This window comes from Prochlorococcus sp. MIT2308 (genome assembly GCF_059772345.1).
On record NZ_CM186283.1, the window covers coordinates 1641909 to 1662493 of the forward strand.

The following is a 20585-nucleotide window of genomic DNA, read 5'->3' on the forward strand; positions in this document are numbered from 1 at the left end:
AATTTTATATATAATTAACTATAGGAATGCTTATCTATTATGAAAGATAATACTAGTGCAGGCAAAGACCTTAGTGATTTTCAAAAATATTTTTTAGTTTTTCTAAGTTTTTTTCTAGTGATTGCTTTACTGTTTTTTCGCAATGGTTTTAAAGAAAATGCAATGCTTGATCGATTAGCTAAAAACTCCCTTTTACCTGAAAATGCCTTATCAAATGGAAAACCTACAGTTTTTGAATTTTATGCAGATTGGTGTGAAGCTTGTAAGGAGATGGCTCCAAATATGATTGATGCCAAAAAACAAAATGACAATAAAGTCGACATTGTTTTACTGAATGTTGATAATTCTAGATGGATTGATTTGATTGAAAAATATGATGTTAATGGTATTCCTAAGCTGATTTTTTTTGATGATAAAGGTGTTATGAAGGGGTTTTCATTAGGGGTTAGAAAATATAATGAACTTAATGAAATATTTATCTCTTTAATTAATAATTCAAAATTACCATCTTTTACTAAAGAATCAAACTCAAGCAATTTGTCATCAGAATTTTTCTCTAAGGAGGAGAGTTTTAATAACATTATTAAAACTGAAGCTCCAAGAAACCATAGTTAATTGAGCCAATTTAAAGCTGATGAAACCACTGGGTATACCTGCGAAAAAATATTTTTGCACTCTTTTGCAATATCCATATGTTCTTTTTGGGTCCCATGGCCAGTTCGTAGATTTATGTAATGAATCCAAGAACGACATGAACCTGTCATGTAAATCCTAGTTGGTGTAGCAAGTGGAAGTACAAATCTCGCACATTCTTTTGCTATTCCTGCTTCTAGCATTTCTTCATAAAGTTGTTTATTCAGATTGAATTGACGTTTAATCTTTTCATTAAATTGATTTATAATTTTTTCTGATAAATCTGAAATTGAATTTTGTCTATTTTTATTATCTTGCCTTCTCAATTCAGGTAGGGGTATTTCTCCAAGTGCTCTACTATCTGCATAACGTTGCGAGAATTCTTGAAAAGTAAATGATCGATGTCTCAATATTTGTGCTGCAATTCCTCTTGTGGTTTCTATTTGTAAAGTCATATAAGCTTGCTCAAATACACTCCAATGTTCATTTTTGATGCAATATGCCAATAATTTACTAAAATCTTCATTATCTTGATTTTTGGGATTACTAACTCTGGCTATGTATGCCATGTTTTTCTCAGCATCTGGTGTAGAAGTTATTAATTGAACAAGACTCATATTCAAACTTTTGCTAGAGTTACTTTTTCTTGTTGATGTTGATATTTGCCTTGCCTATCGCTGTAAGTAGTCTCACAAGGGTCACCTTCAAAGAAAAGTAATTGACAAATTCCTTCATCAGCATAAATCCTGCAGTCCGCCCCAGAGCTGTTACTAAATTCAAGTGTTAGATGACCTTCCCAGCTTGCTTCTGCAGGCGTTGTATTGACAATTATTCCTAAGCGAGCATAAGTACTTTTGCCAAGACAAATAACAGTAATATTTGGCGGGACTTTCATTTTCTCTAATGCCACTCCAAGACCATAAGAGTGAGCAGGTAAAATAAAATATTTACCATCCTGATCTTCTTTTAAATCGGTAGGTTCTAGATTCGCAGGATTAAATTTTTTTGGATTCATTACTGTTCCTGGAACATGCTTGAAAATCAAAAATTCTTTTGAGGATAGACGCAAATCGTATCCATAAGATGAGCAACCAAAGCTTAAAACAGGTGATTTTTTTGATTCAGGTTCAAGATGCCTTATTAGTTTTTCTTGAAATGGTTCAAGCATTCCTAAAGAAGCTTGCTGTGAAATCCAACGATCGTTCTTTAACATTTAATTGCAGCGTAATTCGGTAATTTGATCAGCCATCTCAATCACTTTAGGAGGAATTGATTGTCCCGTAAGAATAATATCTGTAGATGATGGGCGGTTATTGATCATAGAAATCAAATCAGTTTCTTCTATAAAACCAAGGCTAATTGCCATCCCAATTTCATCAAGTACGATTTTGTCTAACTTTTTTTCAACTATACGTTTTTTACAAAATTCCCATATTTCTTTAATTGCTTTCTCTTCATGTTTTTTCTTAAAAGATAAATTTTCTTCTGGCAACTCCCCAGGTAAGCAAGTTTCAATAGCTGGTCTTAACCACTCCAGTCGACCACAAAGATTTACTGCTCCATGGGGACCTTGATTGACTCCGCCTTTCAAGAATTGAGATATTAAAACTTTGCTTCCCAAGCCTGCAGATCGTAGCGCCTCGCTTAAAACAATAGAAAAACTACCTCTAAAAGGAGAGGTGTGTATTTGTAATTGGCCTTGAGTTTTAACTAGTTGTAAAGGTTTTCTATCTGGAAGAGCCCTAAGAGAAGGCCCTTTAGCTAGTGACAAATCCTCTCGTTGAGCATTGATGCTTGATCCTGCATTCATCTCAAATTCGATCTTAACGTCGTAATTTTAATCTAGCGCTTTAAAATTTGTAATCAACCAAAGAACACTATCTGTGGTGTATGAGGTAAAATTTTTTAACTTTTAAGATTCTTCGGAGCTTTGAAGGGGATTTAAATCCATAGATCAATTTTTTGAATACTTTTCAAGTCTATTTTTATGCATGTGGATTTTAAATAGTAGAATTGCGAACGATGAAAGAAATTGAGATGGGGATTAAGGGTGAAAAAAGTCGCCATGGCTACATATCGTTTTTTCACAACTTATTAATGTTCTCAGAACGATCAATTAAATATGGTCACTTCGTTTCGTGGCTTTACCCGTTTCAACCAACAAAAAAATAGCCATATGGCTGTTAATTCATCATCAAATTCTTTGCCTCCAACTAACACTTTGTTGGAAGTAATTAAGTCTTTAGATGGTGTCTCTACTGAAGTCGTAGATAGGTCAAAAACAATTTTTTTCCCTGGCGATCCAGCAGAAAGGGTTTACTTGATTAGGCGTGGTGCTGTTCGCTTGAGCAGGGTATATGAAACAGGTGAAGAAATTACAGTTGCTTTATTGAGGGAAAATAGTCTTTTCGGAGTTTTATCTTTATTGACAGGGAATAGATCAGATCGTTTTTATCATGCAGTTGCATTTACTCGTGTGGAACTCGTAGCGGCCCCCGCAACTTCGGTAAGGAATGCAATTGAGCAAAATGCTTCGGTTGGTTTGCTTCTTCTACAAGGTCTATCAAGTCGAGTACTTCAAACTGAGACAATGATTGAAACTTTAACTCATAGAGATATGTCTTCTCGGCTTGCCAGTTTTTTGCTGGTTTTGTGCAGGGACTTTGGTGTACCTGGGGAAAAGGGTGTAACAATTGACTTAAGACTTTCACATCAAGCTATTGCTGAAGCTATTGGTTCAACCAGAGTAACTATTACACGACTTCTTGGTGAGTTGAAAAGTTCATCATTATTGGCAATAGATAGGAAAAAGATAACTATATTTGATCCAATAGCCTTAGCAAAAAGATTTAATTGAAGGCCATTACATACTAAGGTTTAGGAGGTTTGCTTAATTCCACTTCTTCTTTCTCTCTGTGACAGTCTGGCTGAAAATTCTTTTAATATTAATCCTAGGTGGAATACTATCTACTCTAGGTGATCGCTTAGGTTCTAGAGTTGGTAAGGCTCGTTTAAGTATCTTTAAATTAAGACCAAAAAGCACTGCTGTTTTAATAACTGTTTTTACTGGAAGTATTATTAGTGCTATTTCATTTGCAACAATGATTGTATTTGATAGGGATTTAAGGGTCGGATTATTTCAATTAGAGGATATTCGAGAAAAGATTATAGATAGTGAAAAAGAATTAAAAAAATTAGAAAAAAATTTATATGCTTTTAGAAGTGGAAATGTCGTTATAACTAGTGGCCAGACTTTAGTAACTAAGACCATTAAATTAAATAAAAATAGTGATATAAAAAAAATTATCGAAAGTTTATTGCAGCAAGCTAATCTTTATGCTTTTAATTTAGTAAAAACAAATCAATCTAATTATAGAAGGATATTATTAGTTCGTAAAGATGATATTGAGAAGCTTGAGAGTAAAATATCTGATAACAGAAGTTGGGTTGTTAGAATCAAATCAGCAGGAAATATACTTAGAGGTGAAAATTATGTTTATGCATTTCCTGAGGTTACATTAAATAAAATTATTACAAGTAAAGGAGAGGTAATTGCTTTAGAAAATATATCTTTATCTGATTCTGACTCTGAATCGATTAGTAAAAAGATCAATCTTTTAATGGCTTCAACTTTGGCAGAGGTTAGGCGACGAGGATCGTTAAGTTCTGAGTTGCAAATTAATGCGAATCAAATTAATAATTTAGGAAAGTATCTAGTTAGTAAAAAAATGGGAGAATTTCAAATAATTGCTAGAGCTGTTGATACTCATCAAAGTGCAGATAAAGTCTCTGTATCATTAGAGCTAAAGTCTTTAGAAGAAATTATTAGAAGCAAGAATTAAATGAGTTTTTATATATCAATAGATCCAGGTAATAAAAAATGTGGCTTATTGTTGGCTGATATTCAGTCCAGAAAAGTAATTGAAGCAGGGATAACTTCGTTAAATAAATTTTCTGATTTAGTTTCGTTTTGGAGTGAAGATTATGATATTAGTAAGATAATCATTGGTGATGGAACAAATTGTAAGTATATAAAGAATGAATTAAAACGAAAAAAATTTTTTGATCTAAAATATGTGAATGAAAAAGGATCAACTTTACGAGCAAGGTTTAGATATTGGGAAATTTGGCCTCCAAATTATTTTATTCGTTGGCTTCCAAAAGAAATCCTTTTCCCTCCTGAAAATCTTGATGCCATTGTCGCTTTGATTTTATTGGAAGATTTTTTAAAAATTTCATTGATCTGGCCTGAAAAACTAGATATTAAAATTTGGCCCTAACTGTAAAAATGTAATCTCCGCCAGACTCAAGTTTGTAATCAGCTTTTACTAAATACCTTTCTAAGGCATCTTTTATTAAGGCTCTTCCAAGTGGTGGCTCTACAAAAAGTTGTCCCCTGTGAAAAGCCCAAATAAAGCTCCATTCGAAATCCCCTGCACGAACAATCCCTTCAACCTTCTTTTGATTAAAGCATTGCTTATGAATTTGAAGATATGCAGTAGTTGACGGTTTGTTATTCATTCTCAAACAGTTATGATTTTTCAGGCTTGTAAGAATTTAGTCGAGTAGTTATATTTTCCCAATTTTTTGATGTGATTGAATCAATACAACTAATAATTTCCTGAATGATCAAATTTAATACTATAAATTCTTCATTTGAAAATCTACCTAAGACATGAGATACAGTTTTAGATTTTCTGTCTTGTTGAATCTCACTTGGGGGTCCTATCCCAATCTTTAATCGCTTAAAATCAGTAGTACCTAGATGTTTGATAATACTTTTTAATCCATTATGACCGCCTGAACTACCCTTAGAGCGGACTCTTATTTTCCCTAGAGGTAGATCCATATCATCTACTAAGACTATTAATTGATGATTTTCAAAATTAAACCAATCCTTTGCTGATCTAACTGATTTTCCACTTTCATTCATGTATGTATTAGGCATTAAGAGTCTTGTTTGTTCTATACCTGAGCCATAAGCACAAGTCCTGCCAAATAATTTTTTGCTTTCACGAAAGCTACAATTATTTTTCTTTGAAATCTCCTCTAAAACCATGAAACCAACATTATGTCGAGTTTTCTTGTACTCAACTCCTGGATTTCCTAAACCAACTAATAATTTTATGTTATTGCCCAACATATCAAGTAGATAGAATCTATGTTGATTCTAAAAGTTAAATATATTTATTTAATTTTGGAGAAATTAGTTTTCTTTCTCCAAAATGTCTTCATTTGAAGACTCTTCTTCTGTCATGGCGTTTTTGATTTCACGTTCAAATTCCGTAGAGGCGCTTTGAAGACCTTTGAGAGTTTTACCAATAGTTCTTCCAAGTTCAGGAAGACGTTTTGGACCAAAAATAACAAGCGCTAATCCGGCAATAACAGCTATTTCAGGTAAACCAACCCCAAAAATATTCATGAGCAAAATTCAACTACTCAGAATTTAATCAATTCAGCCGTTCCAGTCGACAGAAAAACCTTGTAGGAGAAGTGATTGGTTATAAATTTGGAGCATTATAACTAGAAAAACTAGTAGCAAAATTCCTATAAAAGCCATTACTGGTACTGCTCCCCATCCTGGTACAACTTTTCCTTGTCCAGAATTGCCAATGGATTTAAGCAAAGATCCAAGTGCTGTTTTTTGTCCCATGTCGGTTCTCTTGGCTCAGATTTGTATGAGTCCAAATATTGTATGAGAACTTGTCCAAAAGAAGAAGAGACTGTAGAAACTTGTGATGGAATGACCTAAAAAAATATGATATTTGAGAATTATGCTTAGAAAAAAGCTGAAAAAAGCTGAAAAAAGCTGAAAAAAGCTGAAAAAGAAAAAGAACTAGATAAATTAAAAAAATAAGGAAAGTTAAGGATTTGAGAAATTTGAACGGGGAAAAAGTTGATCTCTCTCTATATTCCTTGCATTGATTGACTTTTTAGGCTTTATCGAATTTGAAAAACTTGTCCAGTTTCCAAAAGTCTGTAACACCTTTGCTTTTTTCATTGGAGTTATTGACTTCATAGGATAGGTTTAACCTCTAAATTACTCGGTTAGGATTCATGCTTGCCCTCAAGATTTCCGTTTATACGGTCGTCTTTTTCTTTGTCGGGATCTTTTTATTTGGTTTCTTGGCAAGTGATCCAACAAGGACTCCCAATAGAAAGGATTTGGAAAGTCCTCAGGATTAAAAAATGACACGCTAATTACTGGACTAAACAAGCTCCTGTAATTTCTTTTTTCAGTATTATCTTTTCGTCGGCTTAAATGATTTGGCGGCGAAGAGAAAATATTTATTTCTTGTAAACCTTGGTTTCCTTGGGTTTAGTACATTCTCCTATTTTTTTGACATTGCTTTTGGGAAAGAGAATCTTCTTGAAAATTTAAAAATTGATACTTATAAAAAACCACCTGTAGAAAATTTAAAAGAAGAGCAAAAAGAAAATATTTTCTTAACTCTCAAGATTTTCTCGGATAAGCAATATGATTACGATCAGGATATTTATCTAGCCCAAGGAAACGTTAAGGCAATAATAAATGGTTGGATCTTAAGGTCCGACTCGCTGAGTTATAATAAATCAACTGGTGTTGTAATCGCTAAAGGTAATATTAGATTTAGCAAAAAAAGGCAATATTTTAGAGGTAGGGAATTTCAATATAATCTATTAAAGGAAGAAGGAAGTATTAAAAATGTATACGGGATATTAGATATTCAAAACGTTTTGAAAGATTTAAAACTCGATACTAATTCTAATGAAATAACAAATGAAAATAATTCTACTAATATAGTGAAAAATACTTATGATGATGGCATAGAATTTGTTTTTGGCAATATTAAAGTGCCAAAAAATAAAATTACTTTATCAGATAAATCAAAAGGGTCTATTAATAGTTGGAGGTTTAAATCTGATTTAATAACTATTAATGATAGTGGCTGGAAATCTAATAGAATAGTATTTACGAATGATCCATTAGAACCTCATCAAATTGCTTTTGTGGGAATAGACGTTATTGCAGAAGAAGACGATGAAGATGAATTACTAATTACAACCTCTAAAACCAACTTAATTCTTGAAAATAGAACGAAAATTTCCATTGGTAAAAGAATATTTAGAGGGACGAAAAAAAAGAGAAAACTTAGTTTAATCTTTGATGCTAAAGATCGTGATGGATTAGTATTAATAAGAAGAAGTAATAAAACAAAGTTAACTAATAATTTAGAACTTCAGGTTCAGCCGCAGTTTCTAATTGGTAGAGCTTTTTTAGATAAAACATATAGTTACGATAGTGATAAAGCTCAAGAAGGTAAAGATGTAAAATTTTTGGATAAGTTTGGTTTGAATATAAAAGTAAATGCAAGTTATAAGGATTGGGATTTTGATAGTGTAAATGATCTGAGTACACTAAATACAAAAAGGATTTTTAGTGGTCTAAGACATTCATCCTCTTTAAGAAAGTATTTTACTCTGCCAATCCTAGATGAATCGAGTTTTAATTTTTTTACTACTTATAGGTCTAGAGCGTGGAATGGAACAATAGGAGAAACTGAAATTAAATCAGCATATGGTGGCTTTTTCGATAAGACTTATTCTTTTGAAGCTGCTAAAGGTAAACAAAATTTAAATATTCGATTTGGATCTGCTAAATACGAAGCAGAAGTACTTAAAAATACTAAAATTAATAGTCTTTGGCGAACTAGCTTTTTTGCTTCTTTAGACAGTGAATATCAAATATGGAAGAGTAATAGAAATAATATTGATCAGAATAGAAAGATGCTTTTATCTCCTATTTTAGTTAATCCTGAATTAGTTTTTAGAACTAATATTAATACTGCTTATTTTAAATATGAAGATGTTAGCGATCAGAGTTTTCTTAAGCTCAGTGCTGGGCCTGAAATTAGATTAGGGAAGTTAGAGCGAAATTTTCTTGATTATACAAAACTATTTGTTATGCCAGGTGTCAAATTTAAATCTGGAAATAGTCCATTTAAGTTTGATAATGCGGTTGACTTGAAAACATTAAATATAGGTTTTATGCAACAAATATATGGACCAATAATTTTTGATATTAGTTCTAATTTAAATATTGATAATGGTTCAGAGAATTATGGGGAATATTATGATACGAAGATTGGCCTTTTATGTCATAGAAGGGCTTATGAATTCGGAATTTACTATCATCCCAATAATGATGCAGGAGGAATATATTTTCGTTTAAATGGATTCAAATTTAGTAATTCTGTTAAACCAGTATTTTAGACGTCTAATTTGAAATTATTTAGATAGGGTAGATTATTAAACGTTTTATTTATTTTTTCTTCTTCATCTAGTAGTTGAGAGGTCGCATCCCATTTGCCAGAATAAAGCATGTTGTAGGGGCCTTCCTCAAGATTAAGTTTGAATGTTTCTTTTTGATTAGAAATGGATAGATTCTTAAGATTAAAATTCCAGATTTGATTTCTAGTTTTTTCAACTAGGTTTTGCAATTTAAATATTTTTTCTTTTGTGGCTGTTAGACAAGGTATGCCGAGAGCAAGACAATTCCCAAAGAAAATTTCAGCAAAGCTTTCCCCAATAATTAATCTTATCCCCCATCTCATAAGAGCCTGGGGTGCATGCTCACGACTGGAACCACAGCCAAAATTATCATTAACAATAAGAATATTGGCTCCTTTATTATGATCAAGATCGAATGGGTGATTACCATTTAGCTCTCTTCGATCATCCGCGAAGACTTGTTCTCCTAAGGCGGAAAAACTTACACATTTGAGAAATCTTGCAGGAATGATTCTGTCAGTGTCAATATCATCGCCTCTAATTGTAAAGCTACGGCCTTGTATTGATTTGATTTCACCTTTTGGGAACTCTTGTTTCATATTTCAATAAGTTTATTTTTAGTTTTACTCTTACAGGAAATTTCTTACATCTGTAATCTTCCCATTTATTGCAGCAGCAGCAACCATAGCAGGGCTCATTAACAAGGTTCTCCCATTTGCAGAGCCTTGCCTTCCTTTGAAATTTCTATTACTTGAACTAGCGCTGATTTGTCTTCCCTCAAGTTTGTCAGGGTTCATTGCCAGACACATTGAGCAACCTGGTTCCCGCCATTCAAAACCTGCCTTGAGAAATATTTTATCTATTCCTTTTTCTTTCGCCTCCCTAGCGACTTTTTGAGAACCAGGAACGACAAATGCTCGAATGCCTGTAGCGACTGAATGACCCTTAACAATTTTAGAGGCCTCTTGGAGATCACTTAATCTTCCATTGGTACAGCTACCTATGAAGCAAACATCAATTGATTTCCCCTCAATGGGTTCATCTGGTTTTAGATTCATATATTTGCATGCGTCTTTAGCGATTTGTTGCTCATTTTGTGGAAGCAACTCAGGATTTGGAATCGTTTCTTTGATTGAAATTCCTTGCCCAGGAGTTATACCCCAAGTAACAGTGGGTTCTATTGATGATCCATCTAATTGAATCTCATCGTCGAATGTAGCTTTTGAATCACTAGCTAAACTTTTCCACCAAGAAACAGCTTTATCCCATTCGGCACCTTTGGGCGCGTGTTTTTTCCCTTTGATATATCTAAAAGTAGTTTCATCTGGGTTGATATAACCGCATCTCGCACCACCTTCAATAGCCATATTACATATAGTCATTCGCCCCTCCATGGATAGTTTATCTATTGCAGGTCCAGCGAATTCATATGCAAATCCAACTCCTCCTTTAACTCCAAGATGTCGAATGATATGAAGAATTAGGTCTTTTGCATAGACTCCCTTTTGTAATTCACCATCTACCCATATTCTTCTTACTTTTAGTTTATTCATTGCCAAACTTTGACTGGCTAAAACATCTCGAACTTGGCTGGTCCCAATGCCAAATGCGATTGCTCCAAATGCTCCATGAGTTGAGGTATGTGAATCTCCGCAAGCTACTGTCATGCCAGGCTGGGTTAAACCTAATTCTGGAGCCATGACATGAACTACACCTTGCGAATCACTTCCAATTCCGTGAAATGTTATCCCATGAGTTTTGCAGTTGTTTTCTAAAGTTGCCAACATTTCCTCTGCAAGAGGATCGCTAAAAGGACGTTGCTGATTTGAGGTTGGGACTATATGGTCAACGGTTGCGACTGTGAGATTGGGAAACTTGACTTCAAGATTCTTTTCATCAAGAGCGGAAAAAGCTTGAGGACTCGTAACTTCGTGAATTAAATGAAGGCCTATAAAAAGTTGAGTTGATCCCCCAGGCAGTTCTTTTACCTGATGGAAGTTCCAAACTTTGTCGTAGAGGGTTCCAGAACTCAAATTTCAAATACAATAATTAGGAATTAATTTTCCATGATTATAGATAAACGTAATCTATCAAGAGCATTTAAAACGCTTAATTTTTGAATATCTTCTCTTGTCTTATTAGATCCGAATCTTTCTTCCCATGTAATAAGGGTTTTCGGACCTTTAATACAAAAATTTACTAAACCAACTGGTTTTAATTCGCTGCCACCAGTGGGCCCTGCAATACCACTGACAGATATAGCCCAGTTAACTTTGAATTTTTTTTGGACGCCTTTCGCCATTGCTTCAACAACTGCCTTTGAGACTGCTCCATACGTATTAATTATTTCTTCAGGGACTTCTAATATGTTCTGTTTGATTGAATTGTTATATGCGATGACGCCTCCATAAAAAATTTTTGAAGATCCAGGAATTTTTGTGAGTTTAGAACCAATACCACCTCCGGTACATGATTCTGCAACAGCAATTGTTTCTTTTCTGCTAAGTAATAATTTAATTACGACTTCTTCAAGAGTCGTGTTGTCTTTACCAAAGCATTTGGATCCAGTTATTTGGGTTAATTCTTCTTCAATTGGTTTTATAGATCTATTATTTTCTTTAAGATTATCTCCTTTAGCTGTGATTCTTACCTTTACCTCCCCTGTGCTTGCATAAGTTGCGACAGTAGGGTTGCTTTCTTTAAGTAAATGTGGGATCTCATCTGCTAGTAGGGATTCACTTATACCTGCAAAATGTAATACTTTGCTAGTAATAATTTCCTTTGAGAAATTGTTACTAATTAACCACTTTGAAGCCTCCTTTACCCACATTTCTTTTAATTCACTTGGGACCCCAGGAAAAGTTAGTATTGTAAAATTTTTTTTTGGACTCCAAATTATACCCGGTGCTGTGCCTGAATAATTGTTTATAATTTTAGCCCCTTTGGGGACAAAAGATTGCTTCTTCTGACTTTCAGACAATTTTCTAAATTTATTCTTCATTTTATTTCTTAATTCAATTAAAATGTCATCTCTTTGTTCCAGGGGCGTATTAAAAGAATCAGCAATTATTTTTGTCGTAATATCATCTGGGGTTGGTCCAAGACCACCAGTTGTTATTAAAAGTTGAGATCGATTAGATGACTCTAGTATTGCTTCTTTTAACCTTGCAGGATTATCTCCAATAACGGTTTGTCTAAAATGTGGAATACCTAAAATTGCTAATTGCTCTGCGATCCATTGAGAATTAGTGTTAACAATGTTTCCTAGGAGAAGTTCACTCCCAATGCATAAAATCTCTGCTCCAAATGGATTGTTTTTGTCTATCTTAATTTCTTTAGATGTTTTCACTATATAAAGGAAATTTGTTGCAAAGCTCAGATACTTTTTTGATTGATTTTTCCTTTATGTCTTCATCATGCGGGTTAAGCAGTCTATCGGCAATGATATTGCCTACATCCTCAAAGGCTTGTTCATCAAAACCTCTAGTTGTAAGGGCTGCTGAACCTAGTCTTAGTCCACTCGTAACAAACGGGGACTCAGGATCAAAAGGAACAGTATTTTTGTTCGCAGTTATTTTGATATCACTAACCAACTGATCAGCAACTTTACCTGTCATTCCAATGCTTCTAAGGTCAAGAAGAACAATATGATTGTCAGTACCTTTGCTTACAATTGAAATACCTCTTTTTTGTAGTTGATTTGAAAGAACTTGTGCATTTGAGATTACTCTTTGGCTGTAGATCTTGAATTCCGATTCAGAAGCTTCTTTGAATGCCACAGCCTTAGCTGCTATTACGTGTTCCAATGGACCTCCTTGAATACCTGGAAATACTGCCTTATCAAGCTTTTTCCCAAGCTCTTCATCTTTTGAGAGAATTAGTCCCCCCCTTGGGCCTCTAAGGGTTTTATGAGTGGTTGTTGTAACTACATCACAATATGGGACTGGGTTTGGGTGCAGACCGCTTGCAACTAAACCTGCAATGTGAGCAATATCAGCTAACAAATAAGCGTTTACCTCATCAGCTATTGATCTGAAAGCCTGGAAGTCAATTTTCCGTGGATACGCAGAAAATCCACAAATGATTAGTTTAGGTTGATTTTCAATTGCCTTTTTTCTGATTGCATCCATGTCAAGCATTTCGGTCTTTTGATCAACTTCGTAGTGGCATGCCCCAAACCACTTACCACTGACATTGACAGGTGAACCATGTGTGAGGTGTCCTCCATGAGATAGGTCCATTCCCATGATTGTGTCACCAGGCTTTAGGAGGCTTAAGAAAACTGCAAAGTTTGCCTGTGCTCCGCTGTGCGGTTGGACATTTGCCCAATTGGCACTGAAAAGGATTTTTGCTCTTTCTATTGCTAACTTTTCAATTTCATCGATATGTTCACATCCTCCGTAATAACGTTTGCTGGGGAGACCTTCAGCGTATTTATTTGTCAGGACTGATCCTTGGGCTTCCATTACAGCCTTTGAGGCGAAATTCTCGCTTGCAATAAGTTCTAAATGAGTTTCTTGTCTTGATAATTCATTGTTTATTAGTTTTGCAATACTTGGATCACATTCCAACAAAGAAGATTTAATGGTCACTTTATCCTATTAGTTGTGTTGTGATGGTAAGCATATGTTTAGTCCAATTAGGGAAAACTTTCTCTTATTTTCTATTTATATAAGGATTTACATATTTTTAAACGCGCCTGGAGAGATTCGAACTCCCGACCCTCTGATCCGTAGTCAGATGCTCTAATCCGCTGAGCTACAGGCGCACAAAAAAACAATATCAGATCAACTCCCAAAGAATAAAAAAAAATGTTTGTATATTTGTCTGAAAATTCATTGAAATTTGCTTGTAAAAGCTAAAAAGTTATTTCCTCATTAATTTTTTCAATTTGAGATAGCAACAAATTTCTATCTAAGCTCGTTGATAATAGGAAAAAAACCTATCTTTTTATGTCTACTTCTATCGATTCATCGCAAATTAATGAGCTAGCCGTCTCTGTAGCGGACAGATTGTTTATTCAAGTTGGAAGTTGGAACCTTTATCTAGGAGATGCTGGCCTTGCAAAGGACTTGGCTATAGAATGTCAGGCTTACTTTGACCAAGGTGCAAATACTGCAGCTAGAAAAGGTCTTGAAGGGATTCAAGTGAAACTTGGCGGAGGCAAAACTATATTGCCATTATCAAGATTAATTCCACCAAATCAATTTTTTGACCTTGAAGAGATTTTAGAACCCTATTGCAGATAAGATTTGATCAATTGCTTTATTGCTCTTGTTAATAATTCAAGTGACTAATGCCAGAGATGTTGTAAGGCAGCGAATTGGTCGTTTAGGTGAGAGACTTATAGGTAAAGTTACCGATGCTGATGCGCAGGTTGAGAAGGAATTAATTAAAGAGATGGAAATAGCTTTTCAAGAGTTTGGTATCGAAGCAAGAATTCTCTCAGTAAGTGGAGTGAAGACTGATGAAATGAACTGTTTGGAAATTCCTCTAAAAGTTAGATCAGAAAAAGATGTTTTTCTTAAAGACGAATAAATTTTTCTTTTAAAAATTTATTGACATAATTTATGTGGTCAATCTTAAAAATAGTTGCTAAATAATTAAATATAGTCAGAGTTATTCCAGAAGAGACTAAAATTTTCAATAATAAAGATAAAAATCCATAAGGTAAATCAATTATTTTAAAAATAAAAAATGAGCTAATTCCACAAATAAAACCTATTAAAATAATTTTAAGATTGTCCAAGAGTATTCTGGATAAATTGAAATTGTCTAATTTTTCATTTAATTTTAATAGTAAAAGTATACATGCAAAAAAATTGACAAATGTAGTTGAGAATACTAATCCATTTACACCTAGATTCAAAGGTGAAAGTTCACCCCAAGGACTTGATCCTCCTATTAAAAACCAGTCGAAAAATAAATTTAGAAATATTGCTATAGTTGAAATTCTGAATGGTGTTTTGGCATCTTCGATGCCATAAAAAACTCTAACTAATAGATCTCTAGATAGATAAAAAGGCATTCCAATACCATATGCAATTAATAGTTGACTTACGATGTCTATTGCATTTTGATTAAATGCCCCTCTTCCATATAATAATACAACAATTGGAGTGGAAAGTGAAATAAATATAGATCCTAAAAATATCATAGAGCCCATAGAAAGAGTCAATCCTTGATGAATCTTTTCTATTAATTTTATATGATTTTCTCTTGCCTTTAAACTTACAAAAACAGGCAATAATGGAATTAAAATAGTACTTGATAATATGCCAAGAGGAGCTTGTATTAGAAAGTTTGCATAACTTAGTGCGGCCGCTGCGCCTACTATTTTTGATGCGAAGAATAAATCAGTAAATACATTAATTTGAATCATTCCTGAAGAAAGTGATGCAGGAGCAATCATTCTCCATGCTCTTTTTATTTCGGAATATTTTGATTTGATTGAAAAACTTATTGCAAATATACCTTTTTTAATTAAGAAGGGTATTTGAATTAGATATTGTGTTAGAGCTCCTATTAATGTTGCCTTAGCGAGAATCATTCCTCCTGTTAGATCTAATTGAGATATATCGGTTGTGTTTTCTTTGCTTATCCAAAAGATTGATATCGAAATTATGATCAATAGACTTGATATTAATGGAGCTATAGAGGGGATGAAAAATTCTTTTTTGGCGTTTAATGATCCAAATCCTATGCCTATTAATCCAGACATGAAGATTATCGGAGACATTATTTTTAATTGTGACGATGCTATCTCTTTTATTCCTGGGGTTAAATTTGGTCCGACTAGATTAATTAATAGATCAGAAGAAAAGAAAATAAATAAACTTAAAATTAATAATATTAGTGACAAAATATTATTAATTGAATTGATAAATAATTTACTATCAACTTTGTTTTTCTCTGCTAATAGGCTAACCATTGAGTTATGTAATGGTCCGTTAACACCTCCTAAAAGAACCAAGAAAAAACCAGGTATAATGTAAGCATAACTATAGGCATCATATGCCGCACTGATTCCAAAAGCACCAGCAATAACTAATTGCCTTGCCATGCCTCCAAATTTGCTCAATAAAGTCCCTAGGCTGACAACGAAGGCAATTTCTTTTATTGATTTAGACATGTTAGGTTTGAAAATAAGAAGCTGTTTTGTTTAAAATATTTTGTAGTTCTTGTTTTATTGGATGTTAATTAAGTGATAAAAATTGGAAAACCCATTATTGAGTTTCTACCTCTTGTAGAGGGGGTTTTAATTAAGAGATATAAGAGATTTATGGCCGATATAGAGTTGGATGGTGGAGAAGTTGTAACTGCCCATTGTGCAAATACAGGACCAATGAGAGGGGTTTTGTGGCCTGGTGGTCGAGTCAGGCTTAAGTATTCTCCCTCACCTAAACGTAAATTAGATTGGTCTTGGGAGCAAGCTGAGGTACCAAGCCATAATAAGGAGAGGAAATGCTGGGTTGGTATCAATACATCTTTGCCTAATAAATTAATTAGGAATTTAATTGAAGCCAATTGCTTAGAGAAGGAATTGGGTTTGATAGCCAATATCAAGCCTGAAGTTAAATATGGTTTTGAAGGTAAAAGTCGAATCGATTTATTGCTTGAGCCAAAATCCAGCAATTTAGATAATAGGAAAATTTACATAGAGGTTAAAAACACAACATGGTGCGATCATTCATTGGCTTTATTTCCTGATACTGTAACTACAAGAGGCCAAAAACATCTGAAAGAGCTAATTGGTGTTTGCCCTGAATCGAGAGCAGTATTAATTCCTTGTATTAGCAGGTCAGATATGGATATTTTTGCACCTGCCGATTCCGCTGATCCACAATATGGTGATCTTTTTAGAGAGGCCTTGTCTAATGGGATAGAAGTGATTCCATGCTCGTTTGGTTTCTTCAATGATCACATCACATGGGAGGGGGTGAAGCCTTTTAGGAGGTTTCAATAGGACCTTATAAATGCATTTATAATATTTAGGTCTTTTAGCCTGTTTTATATGTAATCTATATTATCTAGACCGTGGCTGAATTATTTTGTTTTTTTATTTAAGAAGCAAAAGTTATTTAATGAACATCAGGATAATGTATTAGTTAATACTCTTTCTAAATATCAAAGTCTTTTTCTGTATCAACACGTACAACTTTAGTTCCGGTGTTGCGTGCATATTCATAAATGTAAAACTTTTGGATTAAATATCCATTCCTTTCTTCGCAGTAAGCATCATTTATGACCACTGCTTTGCAATCGCCACCAAGGCGAACTAATTCTCGTCTTCAAGACGCAAGTCTTTTGAATGGTCCAATGCTTCTTTTAAGAAGTATTCGAGGCTTAAGACGAAGTCAATCATTGACCTGGCTAGCCACAGTTCCTTTGGCACTCCTTGGTTTAGGAGTGTTCACTTTCTCCGCCCGTGCAGAAGTGAGCCTAGGGGATTTAACTGGGGCTCAGGCCGCTTCTTTCTTGGCAGATAACCTTTGGCTATTTGTGGCAACTATCCTCGTTATTTTTATGAACGCAGGATTTGCAATGGTTGAAGCAGGTATGTGCCGTCAAAAAAATGCGGTGAACATTCTTGCTAAAAACTTATTTGTCTTTGCTTTAGCCGTAACAGCATATTGGGTTGTTGGATATTCTCTAATGTATGGCGGCTCGGTAGTTGACGGTTGGCTTTATTTTAATGGCCTTTTTGTTGACCCTGATCCTTCTGGGGCATTAGCTTGTGCCGCTGGCCTTGAGGAAGATTGTTCTCAACTTGTTCCAGCAGTTGATTTCCTTTTTCAAGCTGCTTTTGCAGGTACCGCTGCCACGATCGTTTCTGGACTCGTAGCTGAAAGAGTCAAGTTTGGTGAGTTTGTTGTTTTCTCCCTAGTTTTGACTGCTTTTATTTATCCAATTGCTGGGAGCTGGCAGTGGAATGGTGGTTGGCTATCTCAACTTGGTTTTATTGATTTCGCAGGTTCCTCTATTGTTCACTCTGTTGGAGGTTGGGCAGGACTTGTTGGAGCGATGCTTCTCGGACCTCGTATTGGTAAATTCGTTGATGGCAAAGCTCAGGCCATGCCTGGTCACAACATGGCTATAGCTACTTTGGGAGCACTAATCCTTTGGATAGGTTGGTATGGATTTAATCCAGGCTCTGAATTGGCTATGGATCAATATGTTGCTTATGTTGCAGTAACAACAACTTTGGCAGCAGCTGGTGGAGCGATTGCAGCGACTGTATTCTCTACGATTACCTCTGGTAAGCCTGATCTAACAATGATCATAAACGGCATTCTTGCTGGGTTAGTTAGTATCACTGCTGGATGCGGCAACATGACTTTTGCTGGATCTTGGCTTGCTGGTGCAGTTGGTGGAATTATCGTCGTTATTTCAGTAGCTGCCTTAGATTCGGCAGGTATTGATGATCCAGTTGGTGCTTTCTCAGTTCACGGTGTTTGCGGCGTTTGGGGAACTGTTGTTATCGGCCTTTGGGGCGTTGATGGAATGGACCCAGGTGCTGCAGGAATTGGTCTTCTCAATGGAGGAGGAATTAACCAATTCTTAATTCAAGCACTAGGTGCAGCTGCTTATGGAATCTGGACTGTTGTTACATGTTGGCTCGCTTGGCAAATTATTGGTGGCTTCTTTGGAGGTATCAGGGTTAGCGAAGCAGAAGAGATACAGGGCCTAGATATTGGAGAGCATGGAATGGAGGCTTATCCAGACTTTGCCTCTAGCTAGTTTCCTTGTTTAGTTGTCTTACATTAAATCCAAAAAAGCCCGGAATATATCCGGGCTTTTTTAGTGTGGTTTAATAGTGATGAGATTTCTATCCATTTGTTTTTTATTATTTAATTGAAATGGATACTCAAGCCTTCAAGCAAACCCTTCATAAATCAGATAGATATAACCGAAGAGGATTTGGTTCAGCAAATAAGCGAGCACAAGCCCTTGCTGAAGCCTATCAAAGTGGATTGATTGGATCGATTAGAGAAAATGGAAATCTTTTGGAGCATGGAAGATTAAAAGTAAAACTTGCAGAAGCGTTTGGATTTTGTTGGGGAGTAGAAAGATCAGTTGCCATGGCTTATGAGACAAGGAAACATTATCCCAATGAACGAATATGGATAACTAACGAAATCATTCATAACCCTTCTGTTAATGATCATTTAAGGAAAATGAATGTTCTTTTCATAGCGGAAGAGAAAGGGATTAAAGATTTTTCCGGAGTTAAAGATGGAGATGTTGTCATTCTTCCTGCATTTGGGGCAACGGTGCAAGATATGCAACTATTACATGATCGAGGTTGTCACATCATTGATACGACTTGCCCATGGGTCTCAAAAGTTTGGCACACAGTTGAAAAGCATAAAAAACATACTTTTACATCAATTATTCATGGCAAATATAAACATGAAGAAACTTTAGCTACCAGCTCTTTTGCAGGAACTTATTTAGTGCTATTCGACCTTGAAGAGGCGAAATACGTTGCAGATTATATTTTAGGTAAAGGTAATAGAGAAGATTTTTTAAATCGATTTTCAAAAGCCTCTTCAGCAGGCTTCGATCCGGATAAGGATTTGCAAAAAGTTGGAGTTGCTAATCAGACCACAATGTTAAAAAGCGAAACTGAGGAAATAGGAAGATTGTTTGAGAAAACAATGTTGAAAAGATTTGGCCCTGCACAATTGAATGAACATTTTCTAGCTATTAATACTATCTGTGATGCTACTGAGGAAAGACAAGGAGCAATGTTTTCTCTTGTTGATGAACCTTTAGACCTTATGGTTGTAATTGGAGGATTTAATTCTTCTAATACAACTCATCTTCAAGAAATCGCAATAAGTCGGGGAATTCGCTCTTTTCATATTGATACTCCAGAGCGAATTGGTGAAGAAACTAATACCATTACCCATATGCCACTAGAAGGAGGCGAATTGCTGACTGAGGCAACTTTTCTTCAACAAGGAAATATTAGTGTAGGCATTACATCGGGTGCTTCAACTCCTGACAGAGTGGTTGAAGATGTTATTCACAAGCTAATGAAATTAAGCGAAAATTTTTGATAAGAAAAAAACACAATTTTGTCCCAATCTCTCGTAGGATAGTTAATAGTTTTTAGTGGAAAATGACTCAAGCGAACAAATCTAATCTTAAAGATCCTGATTCACAAAAGGTTGAAGTCGTTGTTCAGAGCCCTGAAGGGGAAGTAAATATTTTTGGAGAGCTATCAATATTAGTTCTAAGAGTTAGTTTTAGTTTGATGATGGTCCATCACGGTTTGGAAAAATTAAATGATCCAGGTGGATTCGCTGAATTTGTAGTAGGCAAATATTTCAGTTTTCTTCCTGGCGATCCTGTTATTTGGACTTACATGGCTGCAGTAACTCAAATAGTTTGTCCGATAGGCTTGGCAACTGGAGTGTTAGCAAGATTATCTTCCTTGGGTCTTCTATCAACAATGGTATTTGCTTTGTATTTCCACTTTATAGATACTGGTTTAGAAGGATTTCCTTTTGCGGTAGTAGAGAATCACAATTACATATTCGAATTGTCAGCTATTTACGCGGCAATATCATTTTATTTCTTATGTGCTGGTCCTGGAAGACTATCACTTTTTAGGAAATCAAATAAAATAACTTATTATCCAAAAGGTACATAATTGAGTTTAAATTAAAAGC

At 34.8% G+C, this 20585-nt stretch carries 24 protein-coding genes and 1 tRNA gene; 12 read left to right on the top strand and 13 right to left on the bottom strand.

What is annotated here, in order from left to right; translation table 11 throughout:
• Positions 1-39 precede the first annotated feature (39 nt).
• Positions 40-615, top strand: coding sequence for a thioredoxin domain-containing protein (locus tag AC6EIW_RS09360; RefSeq protein ID WP_498520374.1), 576 nt, complete (start codon positions 40-42; stop codon positions 613-615).
• Here AC6EIW_RS09360 and thyX read toward each other — a convergent pair.
• From thyX to AC6EIW_RS09375, 3 genes are read right to left on the bottom strand one after another with little or no spacing between them, the layout of a single operon-like run.
• Positions 612-1250 carry an FAD-dependent thymidylate synthase gene (gene thyX, locus AC6EIW_RS09365; protein WP_498520375.1) on the bottom strand — a complete coding sequence of 213 codons (639 nt, stop codon included), beginning with the start codon at positions 1248-1250 and terminating at the stop codon, positions 612-614. The two genes, AC6EIW_RS09360 and thyX, sit on opposite strands and share 4 nt — an antisense overlap.
• A gap of 2 nt (positions 1251-1252) precedes the next feature.
• Entirely contained in the window at positions 1253-1846 is a 594-nt protein-coding gene (gene dcd / locus AC6EIW_RS09370) for a dCTP deaminase (protein ID WP_498520376.1), read from the bottom strand.
• Positions 1847-2443: a cob(I)yrinic acid a,c-diamide adenosyltransferase gene (locus AC6EIW_RS09375; RefSeq protein WP_498520377.1), complete on the bottom strand. Its 597-nt coding sequence runs from the start codon at positions 2441-2443 to the stop codon at positions 1847-1849.
• Between the two features lie 312 nt (positions 2444-2755).
• Here AC6EIW_RS09375 and ntcA point away from each other — a divergent pair, with 312 nt between their 5' ends.
• The 3 genes from ntcA to AC6EIW_RS09390 are packed head-to-tail and all read left to right on the top strand — an operon-like array spanning position 2756 to position 4913.
• On the top strand, positions 2756-3490 hold the full coding sequence (ntcA, locus tag AC6EIW_RS09380; protein WP_498520378.1) for a global nitrogen regulator NtcA: 735 nt from the start codon (positions 2756-2758) through the stop codon (positions 3488-3490).
• Between the two features lie 58 nt (positions 3491-3548).
• Positions 3549-4475 (top strand): DUF3084 domain-containing protein, encoded by a 927-nt coding sequence (locus AC6EIW_RS09385; protein ID WP_498520379.1) that lies wholly within the window; start codon positions 3549-3551, stop codon positions 4473-4475.
• Complete coding sequence (locus AC6EIW_RS09390) at positions 4476-4913, top strand: RuvC family protein (RefSeq protein WP_498520380.1); 438 nt, start codon at positions 4476-4478, stop codon at positions 4911-4913.
• Here the strand turns inward: AC6EIW_RS09390 and AC6EIW_RS09395 are convergent.
• From AC6EIW_RS09395 to psbH, 4 genes are all read right to left on the bottom strand, one after another.
• Positions 4897-5154, bottom strand: coding sequence for a DUF3146 family protein (locus AC6EIW_RS09395; RefSeq protein ID WP_498520381.1), 258 nt, complete (start codon positions 5152-5154; stop codon positions 4897-4899). The two genes, AC6EIW_RS09390 and AC6EIW_RS09395, sit on opposite strands and share 17 nt — an antisense overlap.
• 10 nt (positions 5155-5164) lie before the next feature.
• A complete protein-coding gene (gene pth, locus AC6EIW_RS09400; RefSeq protein WP_498520382.1) occupies positions 5165-5776 on the bottom strand; it encodes an aminoacyl-tRNA hydrolase in 612 nt (203 codons plus the stop codon).
• 63 nt (positions 5777-5839) lie between these two features.
• Positions 5840-6055, bottom strand: a complete 216-nt coding sequence (locus AC6EIW_RS09405) for a TatA/E family twin arginine-targeting protein translocase (RefSeq protein ID WP_413389751.1) — start codon at positions 6053-6055, stop codon at positions 5840-5842.
• 33 nt (positions 6056-6088) lie between these two features.
• Positions 6089-6286, bottom strand: coding sequence for a photosystem II reaction center phosphoprotein PsbH (gene psbH / locus AC6EIW_RS09410; protein WP_413677259.1), 198 nt, complete (start codon positions 6284-6286; stop codon positions 6089-6091).
• 404 nt (positions 6287-6690) lie between these two features.
• Here psbH and AC6EIW_RS09415 point away from each other — a divergent pair, with 404 nt between their 5' ends.
• Together AC6EIW_RS09415 and AC6EIW_RS09420 are read left to right on the top strand one after the other, a co-directional pair.
• Positions 6691-6819, top strand: coding sequence for a photosystem II reaction center protein I (locus AC6EIW_RS09415; RefSeq protein WP_011294252.1), 129 nt, complete (start codon positions 6691-6693; stop codon positions 6817-6819).
• A gap of 81 nt (positions 6820-6900) precedes the next feature.
• The gene (locus AC6EIW_RS09420; protein WP_498520383.1) at positions 6901-8886 is read left to right on the top strand and encodes a DUF3769 domain-containing protein; all 1986 of its coding nucleotides are present in this window, start codon (positions 6901-6903) and stop codon (positions 8884-8886) included.
• Here the strand turns inward: AC6EIW_RS09420 and AC6EIW_RS09425 are convergent.
• From AC6EIW_RS09425 to AC6EIW_RS09445, 5 genes are all read right to left on the bottom strand, one after another.
• Positions 8883-9503, bottom strand: coding sequence for a 3-isopropylmalate dehydratase small subunit (locus AC6EIW_RS09425; RefSeq protein WP_498520384.1), 621 nt, complete (start codon positions 9501-9503; stop codon positions 8883-8885). The genes AC6EIW_RS09420 and AC6EIW_RS09425 overlap by 4 nt on opposite strands.
• Positions 9504-9533: 30 nt before the next feature.
• A complete protein-coding gene (gene leuC / locus AC6EIW_RS09430; protein WP_498520385.1) occupies positions 9534-10937 on the bottom strand; it encodes a 3-isopropylmalate dehydratase large subunit in 1404 nt (467 codons plus the stop codon).
• 23 nt (positions 10938-10960) lie between these two features.
• The gene (locus AC6EIW_RS09435) at positions 10961-12253 is read right to left on the bottom strand and encodes a competence/damage-inducible protein A (RefSeq protein WP_498520386.1); all 1293 of its coding nucleotides are present in this window, start codon (positions 12251-12253) and stop codon (positions 10961-10963) included.
• The gene (gene glyA, locus AC6EIW_RS09440; RefSeq protein WP_498521644.1) at positions 12240-13475 is read right to left on the bottom strand and encodes a serine hydroxymethyltransferase; all 1236 of its coding nucleotides are present in this window, start codon (positions 13473-13475) and stop codon (positions 12240-12242) included. The genes AC6EIW_RS09435 and glyA overlap by 14 nt, the downstream gene beginning before the upstream one ends.
• A gap of 123 nt (positions 13476-13598) precedes the next feature.
• A tRNA-Arg gene (locus AC6EIW_RS09445) sits at positions 13599-13672 on the bottom strand.
• A 184-nt stretch (positions 13673-13856) separates the two neighbouring features.
• Between AC6EIW_RS09445 and AC6EIW_RS09450 the strand changes: the two genes are divergently transcribed.
• A complete protein-coding gene (locus AC6EIW_RS09450; protein ID WP_498506676.1) occupies positions 13857-14153 on the top strand; it encodes a DUF3181 family protein in 297 nt (98 codons plus the stop codon).
• Between the two features lie 40 nt (positions 14154-14193).
• Positions 14194-14442 (top strand): cytochrome-c oxidase, encoded by a 249-nt coding sequence (locus tag AC6EIW_RS09455; protein ID WP_498506677.1) that lies wholly within the window; start codon positions 14194-14196, stop codon positions 14440-14442.
• On the opposite strand, the gene murJ is transcribed toward AC6EIW_RS09455, so the two are convergent.
• On the bottom strand, positions 14429-16036 hold the full coding sequence (gene murJ / locus AC6EIW_RS09460) for a murein biosynthesis integral membrane protein MurJ (protein ID WP_498520387.1): 1608 nt from the start codon (positions 16034-16036) through the stop codon (positions 14429-14431). The genes AC6EIW_RS09455 and murJ overlap by 14 nt on opposite strands.
• Positions 16037-16108: 72 nt before the next feature.
• Between murJ and sfsA the strand changes: the two genes are divergently transcribed.
• The 4 genes from sfsA to AC6EIW_RS09480 all read left to right on the top strand — a co-directional run bounded on the left by sfsA (position 16109) and on the right by AC6EIW_RS09480 (position 20566).
• Entirely contained in the window at positions 16109-16870 is a 762-nt protein-coding gene (sfsA, locus tag AC6EIW_RS09465) for a DNA/RNA nuclease SfsA (protein WP_498520388.1), read from the top strand.
• Between the two features lie 278 nt (positions 16871-17148).
• Positions 17149-18645, top strand: a complete 1497-nt coding sequence (locus AC6EIW_RS09470; protein WP_498520389.1) for an ammonium transporter — start codon at positions 17149-17151, stop codon at positions 18643-18645.
• Positions 18646-18764: 119 nt separating this feature from the next.
• On the top strand, positions 18765-19970 hold the full coding sequence (locus AC6EIW_RS09475) for a 4-hydroxy-3-methylbut-2-enyl diphosphate reductase (protein ID WP_498462144.1): 1206 nt from the start codon (positions 18765-18767) through the stop codon (positions 19968-19970).
• A 62-nt stretch (positions 19971-20032) separates the two neighbouring features.
• Complete coding sequence (locus tag AC6EIW_RS09480) at positions 20033-20566, top strand: DoxX family protein (protein WP_498506682.1); 534 nt, start codon at positions 20033-20035, stop codon at positions 20564-20566.
• Positions 20567-20585: the final 19 nt, after the last annotated feature.